An 18,124-nucleotide genomic window follows, 5' to 3' on the forward strand; every position below is an offset into this window, starting at 1 on the left:
TAGCAAGTTAGCAAGTTAGCAAGTTAGCAAGTTAGCAAGTTAGCAAGTTAGCAAGTTAGCAAGTTAGCAAGTTAGCAACTCTAGACTGCCTACCACTTGTGTCAAGTAACTCGCTACTCTTTGGTTTTTTAATCTGACTTCTAACGACTGATATCTAATATCTCCATTTTTGTTCGGCGTTAAAACGCCTCCTACGTCTCTAACTCGCAAACTTTCCCCTTTACTCTTTCTAACTCACTAACTTTACTCTTTCCCCTAGTAACTCGCTAACTTTTAGAACTTCAATCTGACGGCTGACGGCTGACGGCTGACGGCTGACGGCTGACGGCTAAATATTAAAACCAAAAAAGCCAAGCGTTTCGCAACGGTTGGCTTTTTCAGATTTAGTTTTAAGTCTAGCCGCTTAGGCTAGCGCTCTGTGATTAGCTCAGGTTCATTTCCTGAATGATTTCGTGGGCAATTTCCGGTGTAGTACTTACCGGCTTTTCGTGTAGTTTGGCTTTCATTTGCCCTTTACGATGTTTAAGTGATGCATCTAGTTTTTTAGCAGCACCTGCGATAGCTGGGTACATCACATCATCTTCAGCTTTTACTGATAAACGTGCGCCTTCATAGGTTGTACTAATCTCAGCCTGATACTTATTATGTTCTTTTGAAAGAATAATATCGAGTGATATTAATGATGGAAAATGGCTAGCAATTTTCGAGAACTTCTCGTTGATATGAGCTCTAACAGCCTCAGTAACGTCAACATGATGACCAGAAATATTAATCTTCATAGGGTATCCTTTTTTCTTGTTACCTCACAGTTAGTATTGGGGGCGAATTGAATTAACACAAGCGAAAATTGCAGATAATTAGTAATTGATTGTAACCACAGATGATTTAGATCATGCGTTGCGGATAAAATATGCAAAAGCCCGCATCACACGGGCTTTTCAGAGAGGTTAACAACTGCTCATTAACTATACGAACAACAATAATCAGCAAATTCGCTGACCTTTACTAGAAAGGTAACATTTGCATCAACGGTAAAAGACTCTCCAGCTTGCATTGTTTGCCATTCGCTCTCAGCGGGTAATAGCACTTGCCAACTGCCACCGTTAAGCTCCATCAACTCTTTTTTACTCGTAGCAAACTCAAACTCACCCGGTTGCATAAAGCCTAACGTCTTCGTGCTGCCATCAGCAAATACCACAGTACGGCTAGACACTTTACCGTCAAAATACACATTGGCTTTTTTCAGTACACTTACATTATCAAACTGAGACATCCTCACTCCTGTTGTTTTGTTAAATCTAATCCACCCTGCCCGAATTTTAAGCGTGCAGCAACTGAAGATAATTCAATTAATACTTATATTTAAGCTGGCTTTTTATTATCTTTAATAAACTGAACAAGTAAGAAAACAAAGAAAGTTCCAGGTAGACCAACAATAAACAACAATGGAGTTAATACTCTTGGAGATGTTCCATTAATGTAAAACTTACCATATAAGAAATTACAAATTAGCCAGCCAGCGAGAATAAGATACGATAACAAGCTCGTATTTTCAGCCTTCAATTCGCAGCTTCCGAAAGCAACTTCGACTAATAAAAGATCGAAAGATATACACTGACTTGTATTTAGTGCGTAAAAAGTAAGTGCTGCCATAGATATTAAAGCGATGGCTGTAACGATGTATTTCATGGTCATTTCCTTATTAAATTAAAAGTAAAAAGAAGCAAGCAACTGCCTCTGTCATTTCAATTTAAATGACTCTGAAAATTACACCATAATTTAGCCATTACTTAATCGTCACTTACTTATAACCAAAGTTATAACTATAATCACACCAACAACAATACCAATAAATCAATAAGTTAGCTAAAAACTTCAGCTATGAATTGATACCCTCTTTTCATCTGGGACTTTATATATTTAGGGTTTTTTGTATCAGTATCTGAAAAGGCATTTCGCAACTTACTAATTACTCGGCGAATAGCAGTGTCGGTGACTATTTGATTTTGCCAAACATTGCTGTGTAGCTCTTCTAAGCTGACGACTCTAGGTTGTTGCTCTATTAAATAGCTAAGTACTTGCATCATTTTTGGTTCTAAATAAGTTACTTGCTCATCTTTTGAAATGCTTTTTTCTTCGTAATTAAATGTATATTCACCGATCATCAAAGTGCTTTGGTCTGAAAGAGAAAAGCTTTTTTCCTCTACTTCTTGAGTATCTTCTTGCTCACTTTTTCTCAATACTTTTTTATAATTTCTACTAATTAACTTAAAGCTGTAAGTCACTAAAAGAACAATTGGGCTAAGTGGTAGAGAGAGAATAAAAAGTAAAGATAGTAAGTAAGCATTAACCTTGCTTTTTACTAATAACTGCCCAAAGAAAACAACCGCAAGCACCCATAAAATAAATGGTAAATCGATACTAATACTTTCAAGATCGTCTCCACAAACACCCACTCGAAAAAACGACATATCAAAACATAAAGCAAAGCTATTAAAACTAGCTAACAGTAAAGCCAGCATATACAACCATTTCATTTTCATTCCTTAAATATTACTTTGACTGGACGATAATATAGCAGAAAGCCACTATTAACCAATCCCTTATAATACATAGGGAAAGCTTAACAATTTGCATGATGTGATAATTGAAGAGCGTACTTGAGCACGCCACGAGGAGTAAGGTTTATGTGCCAGCAAATGTGTTGGGTTTCACTCCGTTCTACCCAACCTACCAGTCAAACACAAAAAAGCCCGCGCTGTGCTATACAGGGCGGGCTTTAAAATTTTAGCGGCTTAAGCTTAAAACAAAGCGTTTGCTTTGTTTACGATGTTTTCAACAGTGAAACCAAAGTGCTTGAATAGCTCGCCTGCAGGTGCTGACTCACCGAAGGTCGTCATGCCAACTACTGCGCCGTTTAGACCTACGTATTTGTACCAGTAGTCTGCGATGCCCGCTTCGATTGCTACGCGGCGTGTAACGCTTGCTGGTAGTACGCTTTCTTTATAGGCAGCGTCTTGCTCATCAAATAAATCAGTTGAAGGCATAGATACCACGCGTACTTTTTTACCTTGTGAACGAAGCTCTGCAGCGGCATCTTGTGCAAGCTGTACTTCAGAACCAGTTGCAATAAGGATAAGCTCTGGCTCACCGTCACAGCTAAGTACGTAACCACCTTTTTTCACATCAGCTAACTGCTGTGCGGTACGCGTTTGTTGCTCTAGGCCTTGGCGAGTGAAAATCAGTGATGTTGGGCCGTCTTTACGCTCAATAGCTTGTTGCCATGCAATCGCAGACTCAACTTGGTCACATGGGCGCCAGTTCACTAGATTAGGCGTTAAACGCATGCTTGCAATTTGCTCTACTGGTTGGTGCGTTGGACCATCTTCACCTAAACCAATTGAATCGTGCGTGTATACGAAGATGCTTGGCTGCTTCATTAATGCCGCCATACGTACTGCGTTACGTGCGTATTCCATGAACATTAAGAATGTAGCACCGTAAGGAATAAAGCCTTTATGTAGTGCAATACCATTCATAATCGCTGACATACCAAATTCACGTACACCGTAGAAAATGTAGTTACCGCTAGCATCGTTAGCTTCTAGGCCTTTTGAGCCATCCCAAAGTGTTAAGTTAGAACCAGCAAGGTCAGCAGAGCCACCCATGAATTCTGGTAGTAACGGACCAAACGCGTTTAATGCATTTTGTGATGCTTTACGTGTTGCAGGGTTTGCAGGATTTGCTTGTAGCTCTTCGATGTAAGCTTGTGACTTTTCAGCCCAATCTGCCGGTAGCTCACCGTTTGTACGGCGCTTAAACTCAGCAGCAAGTTCAGGGTATGCACTTTCATAAGCTGCAAATTTTTCGTTCCAGCTTGCTTCTAGTTGCTTACCTTTTTCTTTGCCATCCCACTCGCTATAGATATCAGCTGGGATTTCGAATGCATCGCCAGTCCAACCAAGGAACTCACGAGATGCTTTAATTTCGTCTTCACCTAGTGGTGCACCGTGACAATCATGGCTACCTGATTTATTAGGTGAACCATAACCAATCACTGTTTTACAACAGATTAATGATGGCTTATCAGTAATGCTACGCGCTTCTTCGATAGCGGCGCGAATTGCATCAGGGTTATGACCATCAACATCGCTTACTACGTGCCAGCCATATGCTTTAAAGCGCGCTGGTGTGTCATCGCTGAACCAACCTTCTACTTCACCATCAATTGAGATGCCGTTGTCATCCCAAAACGCAACTAGTTTACCTAGGCCTAATGTACCGGCTAATGAACAGGCTTCGTGTGAAATACCTTCCATTAAACAGCCATCACCCATGAATGCATACGTGAAGTGATCAACAATATCGTGCCCTTCACGGTTAAACTGTGCAGCTAGCGCTTTTTCGGCAATTGCCATGCCCACTGCATTTGTGATCCCTTGACCTAATGGACCCGTAGTAGTCTCAATACCTGGTGCATAACCATATTCTGGGTGGCCTGGTGTTTTTGAGTGCATTTGACGGAAGTTTTTAATTTCCTCTAGTGGTAAGTCATAGCCACTTAAGTGCAGTAGAGAATAGATCAGCATTGAACCGTGGCCATTCGAAAGAATAAATCGATCTCGGTCTGCCCACTCTGGATTCGTTGGATTGTGCTTTAGATAATCGCGCCATAGTACTTCTGCGATATCTGCCATGCCCATAGGGGCGCCAGGGTGACCAGATTTGGCCTGTTGTACTGCGTCCATTGATAAGACGCGAATAGCATTTGCAAGTTCTTTGCGTGATGGCATGAATTCTCCTACCTTTATGTATTTGCGCTGGTTGTTTATGAAGCCCCATTCTTACTTATTGTAAGGGTGCAGTGCAATTAAAAATCCGCATTAAATGCACCATTTATAGGCGTTTGTTAAGAACAATACGTTATTACTAATTTTAAATGGACGTCTAGGCGTAAAATTACTATGCAAACATATTTGTTTTAGATAAAATACGCCCCTTAATTTTTTAGCGCTATTACCGACGTTTGTGAAGCGCAATATTTGTGAGCAGAAATACAATGGCAAAACATTTATTTACTTCTGAATCTGTTTCTGAAGGTCATCCGGATAAAATCGCGGACCAAATCTCTGACGCGGTTCTAGATGCTATCTTAGAGCAAGATTCTCATGCCCGTGTTGCATGTGAGACTTACGTTAAAACTGGCATGGTGATGGTTGGTGGTGAAATCACAACTAGCGCTTGGGTTGATATCGAAGAAATCACACGTAAAACAGTACGTGAAATCGGTTACACGCACTCAGACATGGGTTTCGATGCTGACTCTTGTGCAATCCTAAACACTATCGGTAAACAATCTCCAGACATCAACCAAGGTGTTGACCGTGCTCGACCTGAAGAGCAAGGTGCTGGTGACCAAGGTCTAATGTTCGGTTACGCATGTAATGAAACTGACGTTTTAATGCCTGCACCAATCACTTATTCACATCGTCTAGTTCAGCGCCAAGCTGAAGTTCGTAAAAGCGGTGAGCTTAACTGGTTACGCCCAGATGCAAAATCTCAAGTAACGTTTGCATACGAAAATGGTAAGCCTGTTGGTATTGATGCAGTTGTTCTTTCAACTCAACACTGTGATTCAATCTCACAAAACGACTTAGTTGAAGCGGTAATGGAAACGATCATTAAGCCGGTTCTTCCTGCTGAGCTTATCTCTAGCGCAACTAAGTTCTTCATCAACCCAACTGGCCGTTTCGTAATCGGTGGCCCAATGGGTGACTGTGGTCTTACAGGTCGTAAAATCATCGTTGATACATACGGTGGTATGGCTCGTCACGGTGGTGGTGCTTTCTCAGGTAAAGATCCATCAAAAGTTGACCGTTCAGCGGCATATGCTGCTCGTTACGTTGCTAAAAACGTGGTTGCTGCAGGCCTTGCTGACAAATGTGAGCTACAAGTTTCTTACGCTATCGGTGTTGCAGAGCCAACATCTATCAGCATCGAGACATTTGGTACAGGTAAATTAGAAGAAGCGCGTCTAATCGAATTAGTACGTGAGCACTTCGACCTACGTCCTTACGGCTTAATCCAAATGCTTGATCTTGAGCGTCCTATCTATCAACCGACTGCGGCTTATGGTCACTTCGGTCGTGATGAGTTCCCTTGGGAGCGTACAGACAAAGCAGACGCACTTCGCGCAGCTGCTGGCCTGTAATAGGTTAGATAAAATGAAAAAAGCGCCTTTTGGCGCTTTTTTTTATGAACACGAACCTAACTGACTTATTAAGTTATCTCGCGAGAACTGATTATTGGTTAATTGCTCTGTCAGTGCTTGTAGCGTTTTATAAACGCTCTTTAGCGATACCTTATTGCTCAACCAATGCGGGATTGAGCCACCCGGATCAGCATAGGCCTGATGGCTTACCAATAAATTACTTTGCTGCTCTTCTAAACGCCAATAAGCCCTGAGCTCTTTAATACGCACAACCCCAGAGACTTCTGCTTTAGCGTATGGCTGACTGATAATTTTTAGCTCTGTTTTATGTTCACCTAAGGCATGATAACAAGAGTAACTCACCAAATCGCGATCTAACACCGGCCAAGGCGAGTTAAAGTGAGTGTAAACAAGGGTTTCTGAGGGGCTTAAGCGCTCCATTAAAGTCACGCTTTTAACATTTTCGAGCCAATTGGGCGCGTTGTCGGTATCACTTAACAGCGCCATAAAGTCACTGGCCTTAGCATTTTTTACCAGCACAGAAGCATTAATTTCTATAATGCCAGTTTCGTGCTTTTTATAGCTAACCTTTATATCGTCTTGCTGTTTGTAGGTTTGCCATTCAATAGGGTTAGCCACTGCCGAGAGACTCAAACATGCTAACCCTATCCATAGGCACAAGCGCATTTATTTAAAACCAATAAGGGTCTGTATTAAATGACGCGTGGCGACTTTGCTCCATTGCACTGACCAAAAACTCTGACTTTTGATCAAGCCAAGATTGAATTTTTGTTAGCTCTAAGTCGTCTTGCCCTGCACATAACTGCTTTAAGTACTCAAGGGTGCTTAACTCATAAATACCATGAGAGATATCAACCCACGGCATACGAAACTCGTTTCGATCTTCTTTATCGAACAAAGCGCCTAAGCAGTTGCCGCTGAGTAATGAGTTTTCAAGGCGGGTGCGCAGTGCCAAATAGTCTTTATCTGTAAACACTTGCTGCTCAGGAATAAGTTCGTGCATGTCGTGCCAATCTTTAGCAAATAAACGCTTAGCAATATCGGCAACAGGTTTTTCAGCAGCTTGAAACTCAGTTTGCCCCCATGACTTACGCCATTGTTTTTCAATCAACCACGTTGTTAATTGCAATAGTAAGCGGTTGTATCGGGTGCTATGGAAAAGTTTTTCGATATCTTCAATACTTGGCTGCAACTCTTTTAAGTCATTAATAACTTGAGTGAGCTCAGGCGCACTGTTGATTTTTTTGTAGTACGCGTGGCGCTTAGATGTGTAGGTTTTTAGCTGAATAGCATTTTCAACCCATGCTAATTCGCTTAATAACCATTTTAATTCTGTACGTAATGAGTCGGTATCGTCTTTACTAACAATATCGTCAAACAGCCAAAATGTATGGCGAATTAAACGAATACCGTCGGTGACACGCTTAAGGGTTTTTAAGCTTGGTTTTATGAAGTAGCAGGCTTCATGTTTTTGTACAAAGCGAATCGCGTAGTTAATGCTTTCTACTAAGGCTTGTTCTTGGGTTGCACCACGTTTTAGTGGCACAAAGCCAATTGATTTGCTTGCTTTTAATGGTTTGTCATCTGCAAGACGATAACCTCGAGCAGCTTTAGAATAAAGCCCTAAGCGAACATGACTTTCACTAACCAGTTTATCTGCCAAAGCAAACAACTCATTGCGACTACCTTCAATCAGTTCGATTTCAAGTTCAGAGATTGGCTCAACTTGGCCCGATGCCGCCACTTCACCTTTATCTAATACCACTTCAATTTTTGCGCCATTTTCGGTTTCGAGTAACCAAGTACGGCGTATAAAGTTAGTGCTAAAAATTGGGTATAGGTTTTCTGCGATGGCAGGCACTTGCATACCATGCGGCCAAATAGCAGCATCAAATGCAAGTAAATCAGGGCGGTTACCTGACAGTGGCAAATTGTATTCAGGGCGCTGATGTAAGCCACCAACCACTTCGCCAGCAAGCTTGATGGTTTGCTCACACTCACCATCACAACAGCGAGTACGAAGGCCAATATCTAAAGCACGTAATTCTCGGCTTGGCGTATCGTAATAAGCATTTTGTAAATTGCGTGACGGTTTATTGGTAACGGTTTTTGCAAATTGGGTAATTAATGCGGGGATCAGTGGAACAACGGCATCTGACACCAAAAACTTCAGTTCTATCTCAGTATCCATTCGCTTTGCGGAGTACATTTAAAATAAATAAGTGATCAAAATAAACAAAGCAGACTGTTAATGCAAATTTTTTCCTGTTTTTTGCGGTTAAGCCCACGCACGGATTACAATATCAGCCTTGCTATTAATAGTTGAAATCCCTACTATCTCTATACATAAAGAAATTATAAATTTAGCCACTCCTAGGCAAGATCACATTAACAAGGTAGATTGATGTTAAAACAGTGTATTTTTGGGTTGCTTCTTGCGGCCACCTCTTTTATTAGCTACGCAGAAGAAGCACCAAGCAGCGACAGCCAAAACACCGCCTACATAGTCGATAACCTGTACACCTTTATGCACTCAGGTCCAAGCAAAAACTACCGCATTTTAGGTTCAGTCGATGCAGGCACACAAATAGTGTTATTGTCGGGTGAAGATAATGGCTACTTTAAAATTCGTGATGATAAAGATCGTGAAGGTTGGGTAGAGTCAAAATTTGTTACTGAAAACGCAGGTATTCAACAACAGTTTCAAGCGCTGAATAACGACATGACGGTAATGCAAGAACAGCTTCGCCAAGCTGAAATTGAACTACCACAACTACAAGAGCAGAACAAATCACTAACAGAGCAAAACCTAGCGCTTAGCAAGCAAATTGAAGCACTTAAAAGTACTATTGAGTCTGAGCGTAATGCTAAGCAAACAGCCAGTGCCAAAGAGAAACGTCAGTTATTAACTTATGGCGGCGCAATTGCGTTCATCGGCTTACTACTTGGTATTATCCTAACCGTGGTGTTATCTCGCCGTAAACGTTACGACGGCTGGGCATAAACCTCCTCACCATTTTGAAAAAATAAACCCTGCATTTTGCAGGGTTTATTTTTTTAAACTTATCCACTTTTTACTCAAGAGCATTTTTGTCTAAGAGTATTAAACACTTCTTGCTTTAACACTAAAAACCCCTCTTTGTAACCTAAGATAAGCAATAACAATATCAAGCCTCCAGGCAATAGCACTGCAATAAGCAGAGGGCCTAAGATAAAGCTATAAAAGCAAATACCAGGTACGAATAATACATAACCAATTAAGCGTTTTAATTTATTCATAGTGCAACCATCCATTTAGTTGAGCGCGCTCATTTTAATATTGAGCGCGCTCAATTTACAACACCTTTGATTGAGTTTTTTTTAATTTCTGGTTAAATAGCATAAAAATTGGAGTATTCAGTGACCAAAAAAGAGCAAACAAAACAACAGATACTTACAGCCTCATGGCAGCTTTTTTCAGAGCTCGGTTACCACCAGACCAGCACACGAGATATTGCAAGAGCAGCTAATGTCGCCAATGGCACAGTATTTAGTCACTTTGCGACTAAAGTTGAGATTCTTAAATACAGTTTTGAGAGTGAACTAGAAGATATTCTAAGCCGCGCTAAACACTCAGATTCGAGTACTACAGCGACAGATAGAATGTACCATTACGCTTGTTTTCTTTATGAGTTTTACCTTGCAAAAAAGGAGTTTAGCCGAGAGTTATTTAAAGAAATTATGTGGCAACAGAACGAGCTTGAACCGCAGCTTAAAGCATTCAAAAAGCGCCTGATCAATGACAATAAAGCAACCGCTTTAGATGCAGATATCATTATTGATATTTACTTTATGACGCTCATGGAAGGGCTTAATCAGGAAGACAGTTCTGTCGATTCGATGCTGGCAACACTCAAAGCAAAACTATCAAAAATTAACATCAATTAGGTTAGTTGTATGAACTGTAGCGCCGTTCGTTCAGTGCTACAGAAGTATAGGAAACCACTCGGTTTCCTTACGTTAAATATCGAATCTAAGGCCTGTGTCCTGTTTTATTTTTTCGATCACCATATAGGTGTGATGCGTACCCACTCCAGGAATATCAACTAAATCACCCAGTACTTGGCGATATTCATCCATATCTGAGACCCGTACTTTTAATAGGTAGTCATAGCCACCAGCGACCATGTCGCATTCAACTACTTGTGGAATATTCAATATATATTCGCGAAACACTTTAAATACCGATGTATTCGAGGTCACCAACGAGACCTGTACATGTGCTAACAAGCTCTGGTTAAGTTTAGCTTCGCTAAGCTTTGCGTAATAGCCTTCGATGTAGCCTTCTTGCTCTAAACGTTTTACACGATCTAGACACGGGCTTGGGCTCAGATTTACCTGTTTTGCGAGGTTTACGTTCGATATTCTGCCATTTTTTTGCAGAGCGTCTAAAATTGCTAAATCGATGCGATCTAACATGCGTAATCTATTCGGACTGGTCATAACAGAATTTTATGCGGCTAAGTTAACGGTATGCCCTGTAAATTATCGTAAATCGAAAAATTTAACCAGCATATTCTGCTGGATTTTAATTAGAATGCACGAATTATATCAATGGTAAGAAATGCAATAAGTTCATTTCTAGACTCCACATACCAGAGGGTTACATATGCTATTTAATGGCGATTTGACAACTGAATGTCCAATTAGACAAAAGATCCGTGATTTCTACCGTATTGACGAAAATGCGGTTATTGATCATATTTTGCCTTTGGCTGAAGTAGGCGTGAAAGCGCGTAGCCGAGCGTGGGAACGTGCTCGTCAAATGGTTTTAAATATCCGTCGCGATCAGGATGGTCAAAGCGGTGTAGATGCATTACTAAATGAATTCTCACTTTCGAGTGAAGAAGGCGTTGTATTAATGTGTCTTGCAGAAGCACTATTACGTGTTCCAGATAAAGCAACGCAAGAGTCACTAATTCGTGACAAACTTGCTAAAGGTGACTGGAGCTCGCATTTAGGTAGCAGCGATTCTTTATTTGTAAACGCCTCTTCTTGGGGTCTGTTAGTAACCGGTAAAATGGTTAACTACAGCGACAAATCAAAAGAGCAGCAATTCGGTGTTCTTAAAAAAACAATTGGTCGTTTAGGTGAGCCTGTTATTCGTAAATCTGTGAACTTCGCGATGAAGATCATGGGTAAGCAATTCGTTATGGGTCGTACTATCAACGAAGCGATTGAACGTGCAGCCGATAAAGAGCAAAAAGGCTACGTATACTCATACGATATGCTAGGTGAAGGCGCACGCACAATGAAAGATGCAGAGCGTTACTTCAACAGCTACATGACAGCTATCCACGCAATTGGTAAAGCAGCAAATGGCCGTGGTCCAATCAAGAGCCCTGGTATCTCAGTTAAAATTTCTGCGATTCACCCACGCTATGAGTTCACACATCGTGAACGTGTTATTGCTGAAATCGTACCTAAGTTAAAAGAACTTGCGCTTGCAGCGAAAAGCTACGATATCGGCTTTACTGTTGATGCTGAAGAAGCTGACCGCTTAGATATCTCTTTAGATGTTATTGAAGCGGTATTCAGTGATGACGATTTAGGTAACTGGAACGGCTTTGGTTTAGCAGTTCAAGCATACCAAAAACGCGCTATTTTTGTCGTTGAATGGGTTGCAGAGCTAGCTCGTCGCGTTGGTCGTAAACTAATGGTTCGTCTGGTAAAAGGCGCATACTGGGATACAGAAATCAAAACCACTCAACAAGATGGTTTAGATCACTACCCGGTATTCACGCGTAAAGCGACCACAGACGTTTCTTACAAAGCCTGTGCTATTAAACTACTTGAAGCACGTGATGTACTGTACCCGCAATTTGCTACACACAACGCCTACACTGCGGCAACTATTTTAGAAGTTGCAAAAGGTGACAACGAAGGTTTTGAATTCCAACGCCTACACGGTATGGGTGAGTCGTTATTCGACCAAATCGTAAGCCAAGAAAAAATTCAATGTCGTGTTTACGCACCAGTGGGTCAACACGAAGACTTACTTGCCTACTTAGTACGTCGCTTATTAGAAAACGGTGCTAACTCATCATTCGTAAATGCGATTGTTGATACCACTAAGCCTGTTGAATCACTGTTACCTGACCCTGTAGAAACACTGCAAGGTTTACGTAACAAGTACAACACGCAAATTAAGATGCCAATTGATTTATACGGTGAAGAACGTGCTAATTCAAAAGGCATGGACTTAACTGATATCAATGTAATCACACCATTTAAAGAAAACCTTGATACCTGGTTTGCTGAGCACCGCATTGAATTAAGCGATGTGCCAGAAGGCTCTCTTCCGGTGAAGAACCCTGCGAATCACAAAGAAATCATTGGTCATGTGAAGCTACAATCTTCAGACGAAATGACTGCACTTTTAGAAAATGCAGAAAAAGCATTTGAGTCATGGTCACAAACGCCAGTAAAAGAGCGCGCAAACCTATTACGCCGTGTTGCTGATATCTTAGAGCGTCACCACGATGAGTTAGTGGCACTGTGTATCAAAGAAGCAGGTAAAGTAACTCAAGATGGTATCGATGAAGTTCGTGAAGCAGTGGATTTCTGCCGCTACTACGCTGCACGCGCTGAGGAACTTTCTGAAGATGAGCGTTTTGAAGCACGTGGTGTGATCTTATGTATCAGCCCATGGAACTTCCCACTTGCAATCTTCCTAGGTCAAGTTGCTGCGGCAATCGTGACAGGTAACACAGTTATTGCTAAACCTGCTGAGCAAACAAGCTTAATTGCACTTCGTACCATTGAACTTATGCTATCTGTTGGCTTACCAGAGCACGTTGTACAACCTGTTATTGCACGTGGTAGCGAAGTAGGTAAAACAATCGTTCCTGATGAGCGTATTCAAGCTGTTATGTTCACAGGTTCTACAGAAACCGGTACTGTTATTTCGCAAACATTGGCTGCGCGTAATGATATTCAAGTACCGCTTATTGCTGAAACCGGTGGTCAAAACTGTATGATCGTTGATTCAACCGCTCTACCAGAGCAAGTTGTTGATGATGTGATCAGTTCAGGTTTCCAAAGTGCTGGTCAACGTTGTTCTGCGCTACGTGTGTTGTTCTTACAAGAAGACGTTGCAGATGGCATCATTGAGATGCTCAAAGGCGCTTTAAAAGAACTTCATGTTGGTGACCCATCATTACTTTCAACGGATATCGGTCCGGTTATCGACGAAAAAGCACTTAAAAACTTAAGTGACCACGTCGAATACTTAAAAGGTAATGCAACACTTCACTATGAGTGTGCTATTCCTGATAACAGTGAAAATGGTGCTTACTTCTTTGCGCCTCGTTTATACGAAATCAAAGATTTATCTGTACTTAAGCGCGAAGTATTTGGTCCTTGTGTACATATCATCCGCTTTAAAGGCACAGAGCTTGATAACGTGATTGACCAAATCAATGGCACGGGCTTTGGCTTAACGATGGGTGTGCATTCACGTATCGAAGAGCGCTGTGAATACCTAGCGAAAATGTCACGTGCAGGAAACGTTTACATCAACCGTAATATGATCGGTGCGATTGTTGGCGTACAACCTTTCGGTGGCCGTGGTTTATCTGGTACTGGTCCTAAAGCGGGTGGCCCTAACTACCTACAACGTCTAGTGAAAGAAAAAGCATCACCAGATAACGTACAAATGACTAACCTAACACCTGATGAGTTAGATACTCACCACTATTCAGGTGCAGCTGAGCAAGTTGCTAAGCTAATGGATAACTCATTACGCGATGAGAAGATCTGGCGTGCGACACCACTAAACGACCGAGTTTCAGCTGTACGTCAATTACTTGCAAAAGTAGCGACTGTAGAAATTATTGACGAGCTTGCCGATGACTTAGCATTAACGCTAGCTGATGCTCGTGCGCAACTTAACCGTCTTGAAAAACACATGCGTAAGCACACTGTGTTGCCTGGGCCAACGGGTGAGTCAAACACACTTCACTTAGAGCCTCGTGGTTGTGTGGTTTGTTATGCAGATAAGAGTACGTCATTTAACTTCTGGGCAATTTCGATTATCACAGCACTTGCTGCAGGTAACACGGTAATCACGGTTGCTTCTGAGTTATTCTTTGACGAAGCGGTTGCATTCAGAGACAAGTTTATCTCTACAGGTATCGCTGAAGGTGTTTTCCAAGTTGCTAAACCTAATCAGTTACAAGCTATCTTAGCGCACCCTCACCTTGCAGGTGCGGTTGTTGCAGCTCGCTCATCACGTTTAGGCTACTTTAGCCAGCAGCTAGCACAACGTAAAGGTGCAATCCTGCCAGTGATCAGCTCTGAGTACTACGACACACTAATCAAGCGCTTACTGACTGAGAAAACAATCAGCGTTGATACAACCGCATCAGGTGGTAACACATCACTAATGACCTTGGTTGAAGACGACGAGTAAGTTGTATTGCAATAACTAAATGAGAAAGCCCTCGCTAGTCGAGGGCTTTTTGTTTACAGCCATAAAAACCCCTCCTTTTTACTATTATTATTTACTGATACACGAACTTTCTGCTAATTTTATATTATTGTAGTCGTTTAGAAGTAAAGGTCTTGAAAACACTTCCTATCAATCAACTTAAGCCGGGCATGTTTGTACAGAGCGTGACAAAACAAACAGGCAAGATCCGTATAAAAAACCAAGGTTGGGTTAAAACACAGGGAAGTATAGACAAGCTGATCAAAGCTGGCATATTAGAAATTGCGATCGATCCAGACAAAACACTGACCTTAGACAGTGACAATAAAGTGGTTGAGCAGCAACACAATCCGCAACCAGTAGGAGACGCAGCCGCTTTCGATCCTTGGCACACCACTCACAGTGTGTCAGCAGAAATGACTAAAGCCAATAACTTATATAACGAAGCAAGATCATTACAAAGTAAAGCCTTTGACGATATTCGTAATGGCAACAAAATTGATATTGCCCCTTTTCAAGAGCTCGCGACTGGATTTATTGACTCGGTTTTTCGTAACCAAGATGCGCTTGCTTGTATCACCCGTATGCGTGACAAAGATACTTATCTACTTGAACATTCAATCAATGTTTCGATTTTAATTAGTATCTTTGCTAAACACTTAGGTATCGAAAAAACCATTATTGAGGAGCTTGCGACCGGTGCTTTACTGCACGATATTGGCAAGATAAATATTCCCGATGAAATACTCAATAAACCCGGCAAATTAACCGATGCCGAATACCAAACTATTCAAGACCATGCTCGTTTTAGTAAAGAAATTTTAGAACAAGCAGGCTTGAGCGGAATTGCTGTTGATATAGCAGGCTTCCATCACGAACGCTTAGACGGCAGTGGCTACCCATTTGGTAAAAGTGCTGAAGAGATTAGCTTGTACGTACGTATGGCTTCGATTGTTGATGTTTATGATGCATTAACCGCAGAGCGGGTCTATAAAGCTGGTATGGAGCCAATTAAGGCATTTAAGATACTCAAAGATGGCTGCCCCGATAGCTTTGACGGAGACCTAGTCACTAAGTTTATTCAGTGCATCGGTGTTCACCCAGTCGGCACCTTAGTGAAACTTGAAAGCCAAAAATTAGGTGTGGTCACTCACAGTAACCCTACTAGCCCTTTAAAACCTCAAGTTAAAGTGTTCTATAACGCTAAACATGCACGCTATACCGAAATACAGGATATAAACTTAGCAAATAGTCGCTGTCACGACAGTTTAGAAGCCGCCGTCAGGCCGACTGAGTTCAACATCGACCTGATCCGCTTTTTTAAGAACTCAATTTTACCTTAATCCCTTAAGCTCAGGACTGGCTATTCAGGCCAGTCTTGTAATGCTTTTAAGGTAAACTCATAGCCATCGTAACTTAATAAGCTCTGCTCTGGGGTAATTTCAATTACTGATAACACGCCGATGTTATCGCCTTCATATAACTCACGACCATTTAACTTAATCCAGCGCTTCGATGTTTCTGAAGCATAAATATGCGCTTGGTATTTAATGGTAGGAATAAGGCTTTGTAATGCATCTGGCAAAAGCTCAATAGGCTCTGCATAAGACGTGTTTTTTGTGCTACGGGTAATATCAACACTATGTTTGTTATCAACATCTTCAACTGCTTTAGCAAAGGCATCTTTCAATGTATCTGGCACATCTCTTAATTCATCATTTGTTGATGGTTGAGAAGCTGGTTGACTTGGCTGACCATCAAGCGGCTTGCCTAGCACCTTATATTTACTTAAATCAATGCCATTACTGCTCATTTGCTGCGGATTGATTTGCTGCATTGGCTGCGAAAACTGTGGCTGTGATTGATACACTGGCTGATTTTGATACATAGCTTGCTGCTGGTACTGAGGCTGAACTTGATAACCTTGATTAGCATACACAGGGGCTGAATTGACAGGTACTTGCACCCACTGATATTGCTGACCTTGCACTGGAGTCTGCTGCATCATTTGTTGCGGTACAGATTGTTGCACTTGCCCTTGTGGCATGGCAGGTGATTGCCCTGAGTTATTGGTCACTTGCGGGGTTTGGCTTTGTGCTACTTGCTGTTGCATCGTTGGTTGTTGTGTTTCAGGGTTTGCCTCAACTTCAGTCGCAACGCTTTCTGCGGCTTCATTACTGTTATTAACAACCTTTGGCTGCTCAGCAACTTTAGTTTGCTGTAACCATTTACCAATCGAAAAACCTGCCATAAGGGTTAATATCGCCGCCAGTAATAGGCCAAATGAAAAGGCCAAACGGCGATAGCGCGTTAATTCTTGCTGTTGTTTGAGCGCAAGAGCGGCTTGGTCATGATCTAAAGCAGTTTGTGCATGCTGATCAGACTGTTTAATTGCATCTAATAATAAGGACATAAATGAACACTCGTTATATTAGGTAGGATAAACCAATACCCATTCCTAATACGGCTAAAAATGAAACTGGGTAAAGCCAAACATAACTCGGCTCTTTATTTGTTACTGTTGCAACAGGGGTACTGGTTGGAGGAAGAGCCTCAGCAGCAGAGAGCATTACAAGCTCACTGTCGATACTTAGCTTTTGCTGTGAAAACGCACCAACGAGGCACCGCTCACACAACAAATTGATTAATCTCGGCACCCCTTGAGTAACCTGATAAATCGCTTTTAACGCATCCCCTGAGAACAAGGCTTGCTCTGTCCCCGCTTTAAATAAACGATGCTTAACATAGGCAAACACCTGCCCTTCAGTAAGTGGCAATAAGTGATAACGAGCCGTAATGCGCTGGGCAAGCTGCCTTAATTCAGTGCGTTTTAATAACTCTTGAAGTTCCGGTTGCCCTACTAACACAATTTGCAGTAGCTTTTTATGATCTGTTTCGATATTGGTTAACAGGCGCAATTGCTCTAGCACATCAGGGGCGAGTAATTGAGCTTCATCAATAATTAAAATGGTATGACCGCCCGCTTGATTATTTGCCTCAAGGTGCTTTTTAATCACATCAGTAAGCGTCTTCAGAGTCGCATTCGCGCTGTCATACTCAATCTTTAATTCGTCACAAATACTGGCAAGCAGCTCAAGCTGTGACAAAGCTGGGTTATGAATTTGTGCCACTTGCGTGTTTTCAGGTAACTGCTCTTGCAGGCTTCTTGTTAGTGTTGTTTTACCTGTACCCACTTCGCCTGTTAATAATACGAAGCCTCCCGCTTCACCTAATCCATAGGTAAGGTGCGCTAATGCCTCTTTGTGGCGCTCACTAAGAAATAAATACTCAGGATTTGGGGCAATCGAAAAGGGTTTTTCTGACAAGCCAAAATAGCTTAAATACACCGTGTTATTCCTTGCGTTTAAAATCACGGTCTATAATGGCAAAAAACATCGCTACTTAAAACCTTGTTTACATTT

Annotated in this window: 16 protein-coding genes; 5 read left to right on the top strand and 11 right to left on the bottom strand. The window is 41.7% G+C overall.

All coding sequences use genetic code 11. The features are described 5' to 3' along the window. Positions 1-422: 422 nt before the first annotated feature. From hpf to tkt, 5 genes are all read right to left on the bottom strand, one after another. On the bottom strand, positions 423-779 hold the full coding sequence (hpf, locus tag ISP07_RS06770) for a ribosome hibernation-promoting factor, HPF/YfiA family (RefSeq protein ID WP_054551132.1): 357 nt from the start codon (positions 777-779) through the stop codon (positions 423-425). 182 nt (positions 780-961) lie between these two features. Continuing rightward, positions 962-1,273, bottom strand: a complete 312-nt coding sequence (locus tag ISP07_RS06775; protein WP_209327164.1) for a pyrimidine/purine nucleoside phosphorylase — start codon at positions 1,271-1,273, stop codon at positions 962-964. An 89-nt stretch (positions 1,274-1,362) separates the two neighbouring features. Next, a complete protein-coding gene (locus ISP07_RS06780) occupies positions 1,363-1,689 on the bottom strand; it encodes a hypothetical protein (protein ID WP_166340599.1) in 327 nt (108 codons plus the stop codon). A gap of 173 nt (positions 1,690-1,862) precedes the next feature. Then, positions 1,863-2,537 (bottom strand): winged helix-turn-helix domain-containing protein, encoded by a 675-nt coding sequence (locus ISP07_RS06785; RefSeq protein ID WP_228290541.1) that lies wholly within the window; start codon positions 2,535-2,537, stop codon positions 1,863-1,865. Positions 2,538-2,801: 264 nt separating this feature from the next. Next, the gene (gene tkt / locus ISP07_RS06790) at positions 2,802-4,793 is read right to left on the bottom strand and encodes a transketolase (RefSeq protein ID WP_209327166.1); all 1,992 of its coding nucleotides are present in this window, start codon (positions 4,791-4,793) and stop codon (positions 2,802-2,804) included. Between the two features lie 266 nt (positions 4,794-5,059). Between tkt and metK the strand changes: the two genes are divergently transcribed. Continuing rightward, entirely contained in the window at positions 5,060-6,211 is a 1,152-nt protein-coding gene (gene metK, locus ISP07_RS06795) for a methionine adenosyltransferase (protein ID WP_054551125.1), read from the top strand. Positions 6,212-6,253: 42 nt separating this feature from the next. Here metK and ISP07_RS06800 read toward each other — a convergent pair whose 3' ends face one another. Continuing rightward, the gene (locus ISP07_RS06800) at positions 6,254-6,865 is read right to left on the bottom strand and encodes an START domain-containing protein (protein ID WP_171041494.1); all 612 of its coding nucleotides are present in this window, start codon (positions 6,863-6,865) and stop codon (positions 6,254-6,256) included. A gap of 37 nt (positions 6,866-6,902) precedes the next feature. Beyond that, on the bottom strand, positions 6,903-8,423 hold the full coding sequence (locus ISP07_RS06805) for a CYTH and CHAD domain-containing protein (protein WP_054551123.1): 1,521 nt from the start codon (positions 8,421-8,423) through the stop codon (positions 6,903-6,905). Positions 8,424-8,636: 213 nt separating this feature from the next. Here ISP07_RS06805 and ISP07_RS06810 point away from each other — a divergent pair, with 213 nt between their 5' ends. Continuing rightward, a complete protein-coding gene (locus ISP07_RS06810) occupies positions 8,637-9,236 on the top strand; it encodes a TIGR04211 family SH3 domain-containing protein (RefSeq protein ID WP_054551122.1) in 600 nt (199 codons plus the stop codon). 74 nt (positions 9,237-9,310) lie between these two features. Here the strand turns inward: ISP07_RS06810 and ISP07_RS06815 are convergent, their stop codons facing one another. Continuing rightward, a complete protein-coding gene (locus ISP07_RS06815) occupies positions 9,311-9,511 on the bottom strand; it encodes a hypothetical protein (protein WP_054551121.1) in 201 nt (66 codons plus the stop codon). 120 nt (positions 9,512-9,631) lie between these two features. Here ISP07_RS06815 and ISP07_RS06820 point away from each other — a divergent pair, with 120 nt between their 5' ends. Continuing rightward, the gene (locus ISP07_RS06820; protein WP_209327167.1) at positions 9,632-10,159 is read left to right on the top strand and encodes a TetR/AcrR family transcriptional regulator; all 528 of its coding nucleotides are present in this window, start codon (positions 9,632-9,634) and stop codon (positions 10,157-10,159) included. A 72-nt stretch (positions 10,160-10,231) separates the two neighbouring features. On the opposite strand, the gene ISP07_RS06825 is transcribed toward ISP07_RS06820, so the two are convergent. Further along, positions 10,232-10,714, bottom strand: coding sequence for a winged helix-turn-helix transcriptional regulator (locus ISP07_RS06825; RefSeq protein ID WP_054551119.1), 483 nt, complete (start codon positions 10,712-10,714; stop codon positions 10,232-10,234). Positions 10,715-10,880: 166 nt separating this feature from the next. Between ISP07_RS06825 and putA the strand changes: the two genes are divergently transcribed. Then, positions 10,881-14,684 (top strand): bifunctional proline dehydrogenase/L-glutamate gamma-semialdehyde dehydrogenase PutA, encoded by a 3,804-nt coding sequence (gene putA / locus ISP07_RS06830; protein ID WP_209327168.1) that lies wholly within the window; start codon positions 10,881-10,883, stop codon positions 14,682-14,684. Between the two features lie 152 nt (positions 14,685-14,836). After that, positions 14,837-16,045, top strand: a complete 1,209-nt coding sequence (locus tag ISP07_RS06835) for an HD-GYP domain-containing protein (RefSeq protein ID WP_054551117.1) — start codon at positions 14,837-14,839, stop codon at positions 16,043-16,045. A gap of 20 nt (positions 16,046-16,065) precedes the next feature. Here the strand turns inward: ISP07_RS06835 and ISP07_RS06840 are convergent, their stop codons facing one another. Together ISP07_RS06840 and ISP07_RS06845 are read right to left on the bottom strand one after the other, a co-directional pair. Beyond that, on the bottom strand, positions 16,066-17,115 hold the full coding sequence (locus ISP07_RS06840; RefSeq protein WP_209327169.1) for a general secretion pathway protein GspB: 1,050 nt from the start codon (positions 17,113-17,115) through the stop codon (positions 16,066-16,068). Positions 17,116-17,128: 13 nt separating this feature from the next. After that, positions 17,129-18,049, bottom strand: coding sequence for an ExeA family protein (locus tag ISP07_RS06845; protein WP_138599682.1), 921 nt, complete (start codon positions 18,047-18,049; stop codon positions 17,129-17,131). Positions 18,050-18,124: the final 75 nt, after the last annotated feature.

Origin of the sequence: Pseudoalteromonas sp. PA2MD11 (genome assembly GCF_017808125.1) — a bacterium.
Classification (GTDB): domain Bacteria; phylum Pseudomonadota; class Gammaproteobacteria; order Enterobacterales; family Alteromonadaceae; genus Pseudoalteromonas; species Pseudoalteromonas simplex.

Bases quoted from the DNA above. Each gene is read 5' to 3' on its own strand.
- hpf (WP_054551132.1), bottom strand. From the start codon at position 779: ATGAAGATTAATATTTCTGGTCATCATGTTGACGTTACTGAGGCTGTT.
- ISP07_RS06775 (WP_209327164.1), bottom strand. From the start codon at position 1,273: ATGTCTCAGTTTGATAATGTAAGTGTACTGAAAAAAGCCAATGTGTAT.
- ISP07_RS06780 (WP_166340599.1), bottom strand. From the start codon at position 1,689: ATGAAATACATCGTTACAGCCATCGCTTTAATATCTATGGCAGCACTT.
- ISP07_RS06785 (WP_228290541.1), bottom strand. From the start codon at position 2,537: ATGAAATGGTTGTATATGCTGGCTTTACTGTTAGCTAGTTTTAATAGC.
- tkt (WP_209327166.1), bottom strand. From the start codon at position 4,793: ATGCCATCACGCAAAGAACTTGCAAATGCTATTCGCGTCTTATCAATG.
- metK (WP_054551125.1), top strand. From the start codon at position 5,060: ATGGCAAAACATTTATTTACTTCTGAATCTGTTTCTGAAGGTCATCCG.
- ISP07_RS06805 (WP_054551123.1), bottom strand. From the start codon at position 8,423: ATGGATACTGAGATAGAACTGAAGTTTTTGGTGTCAGATGCCGTTGTT.
- ISP07_RS06810 (WP_054551122.1), top strand. From the start codon at position 8,637: ATGTTAAAACAGTGTATTTTTGGGTTGCTTCTTGCGGCCACCTCTTTT.
- ISP07_RS06815 (WP_054551121.1), bottom strand. From the start codon at position 9,511: ATGAATAAATTAAAACGCTTAATTGGTTATGTATTATTCGTACCTGGT.
- ISP07_RS06825 (WP_054551119.1), bottom strand. From the start codon at position 10,714: ATGACCAGTCCGAATAGATTACGCATGTTAGATCGCATCGATTTAGCA.
- putA (WP_209327168.1), top strand. From the start codon at position 10,881: ATGCTATTTAATGGCGATTTGACAACTGAATGTCCAATTAGACAAAAG.
- ISP07_RS06840 (WP_209327169.1), bottom strand. From the start codon at position 17,115: ATGTCCTTATTATTAGATGCAATTAAACAGTCTGATCAGCATGCACAA.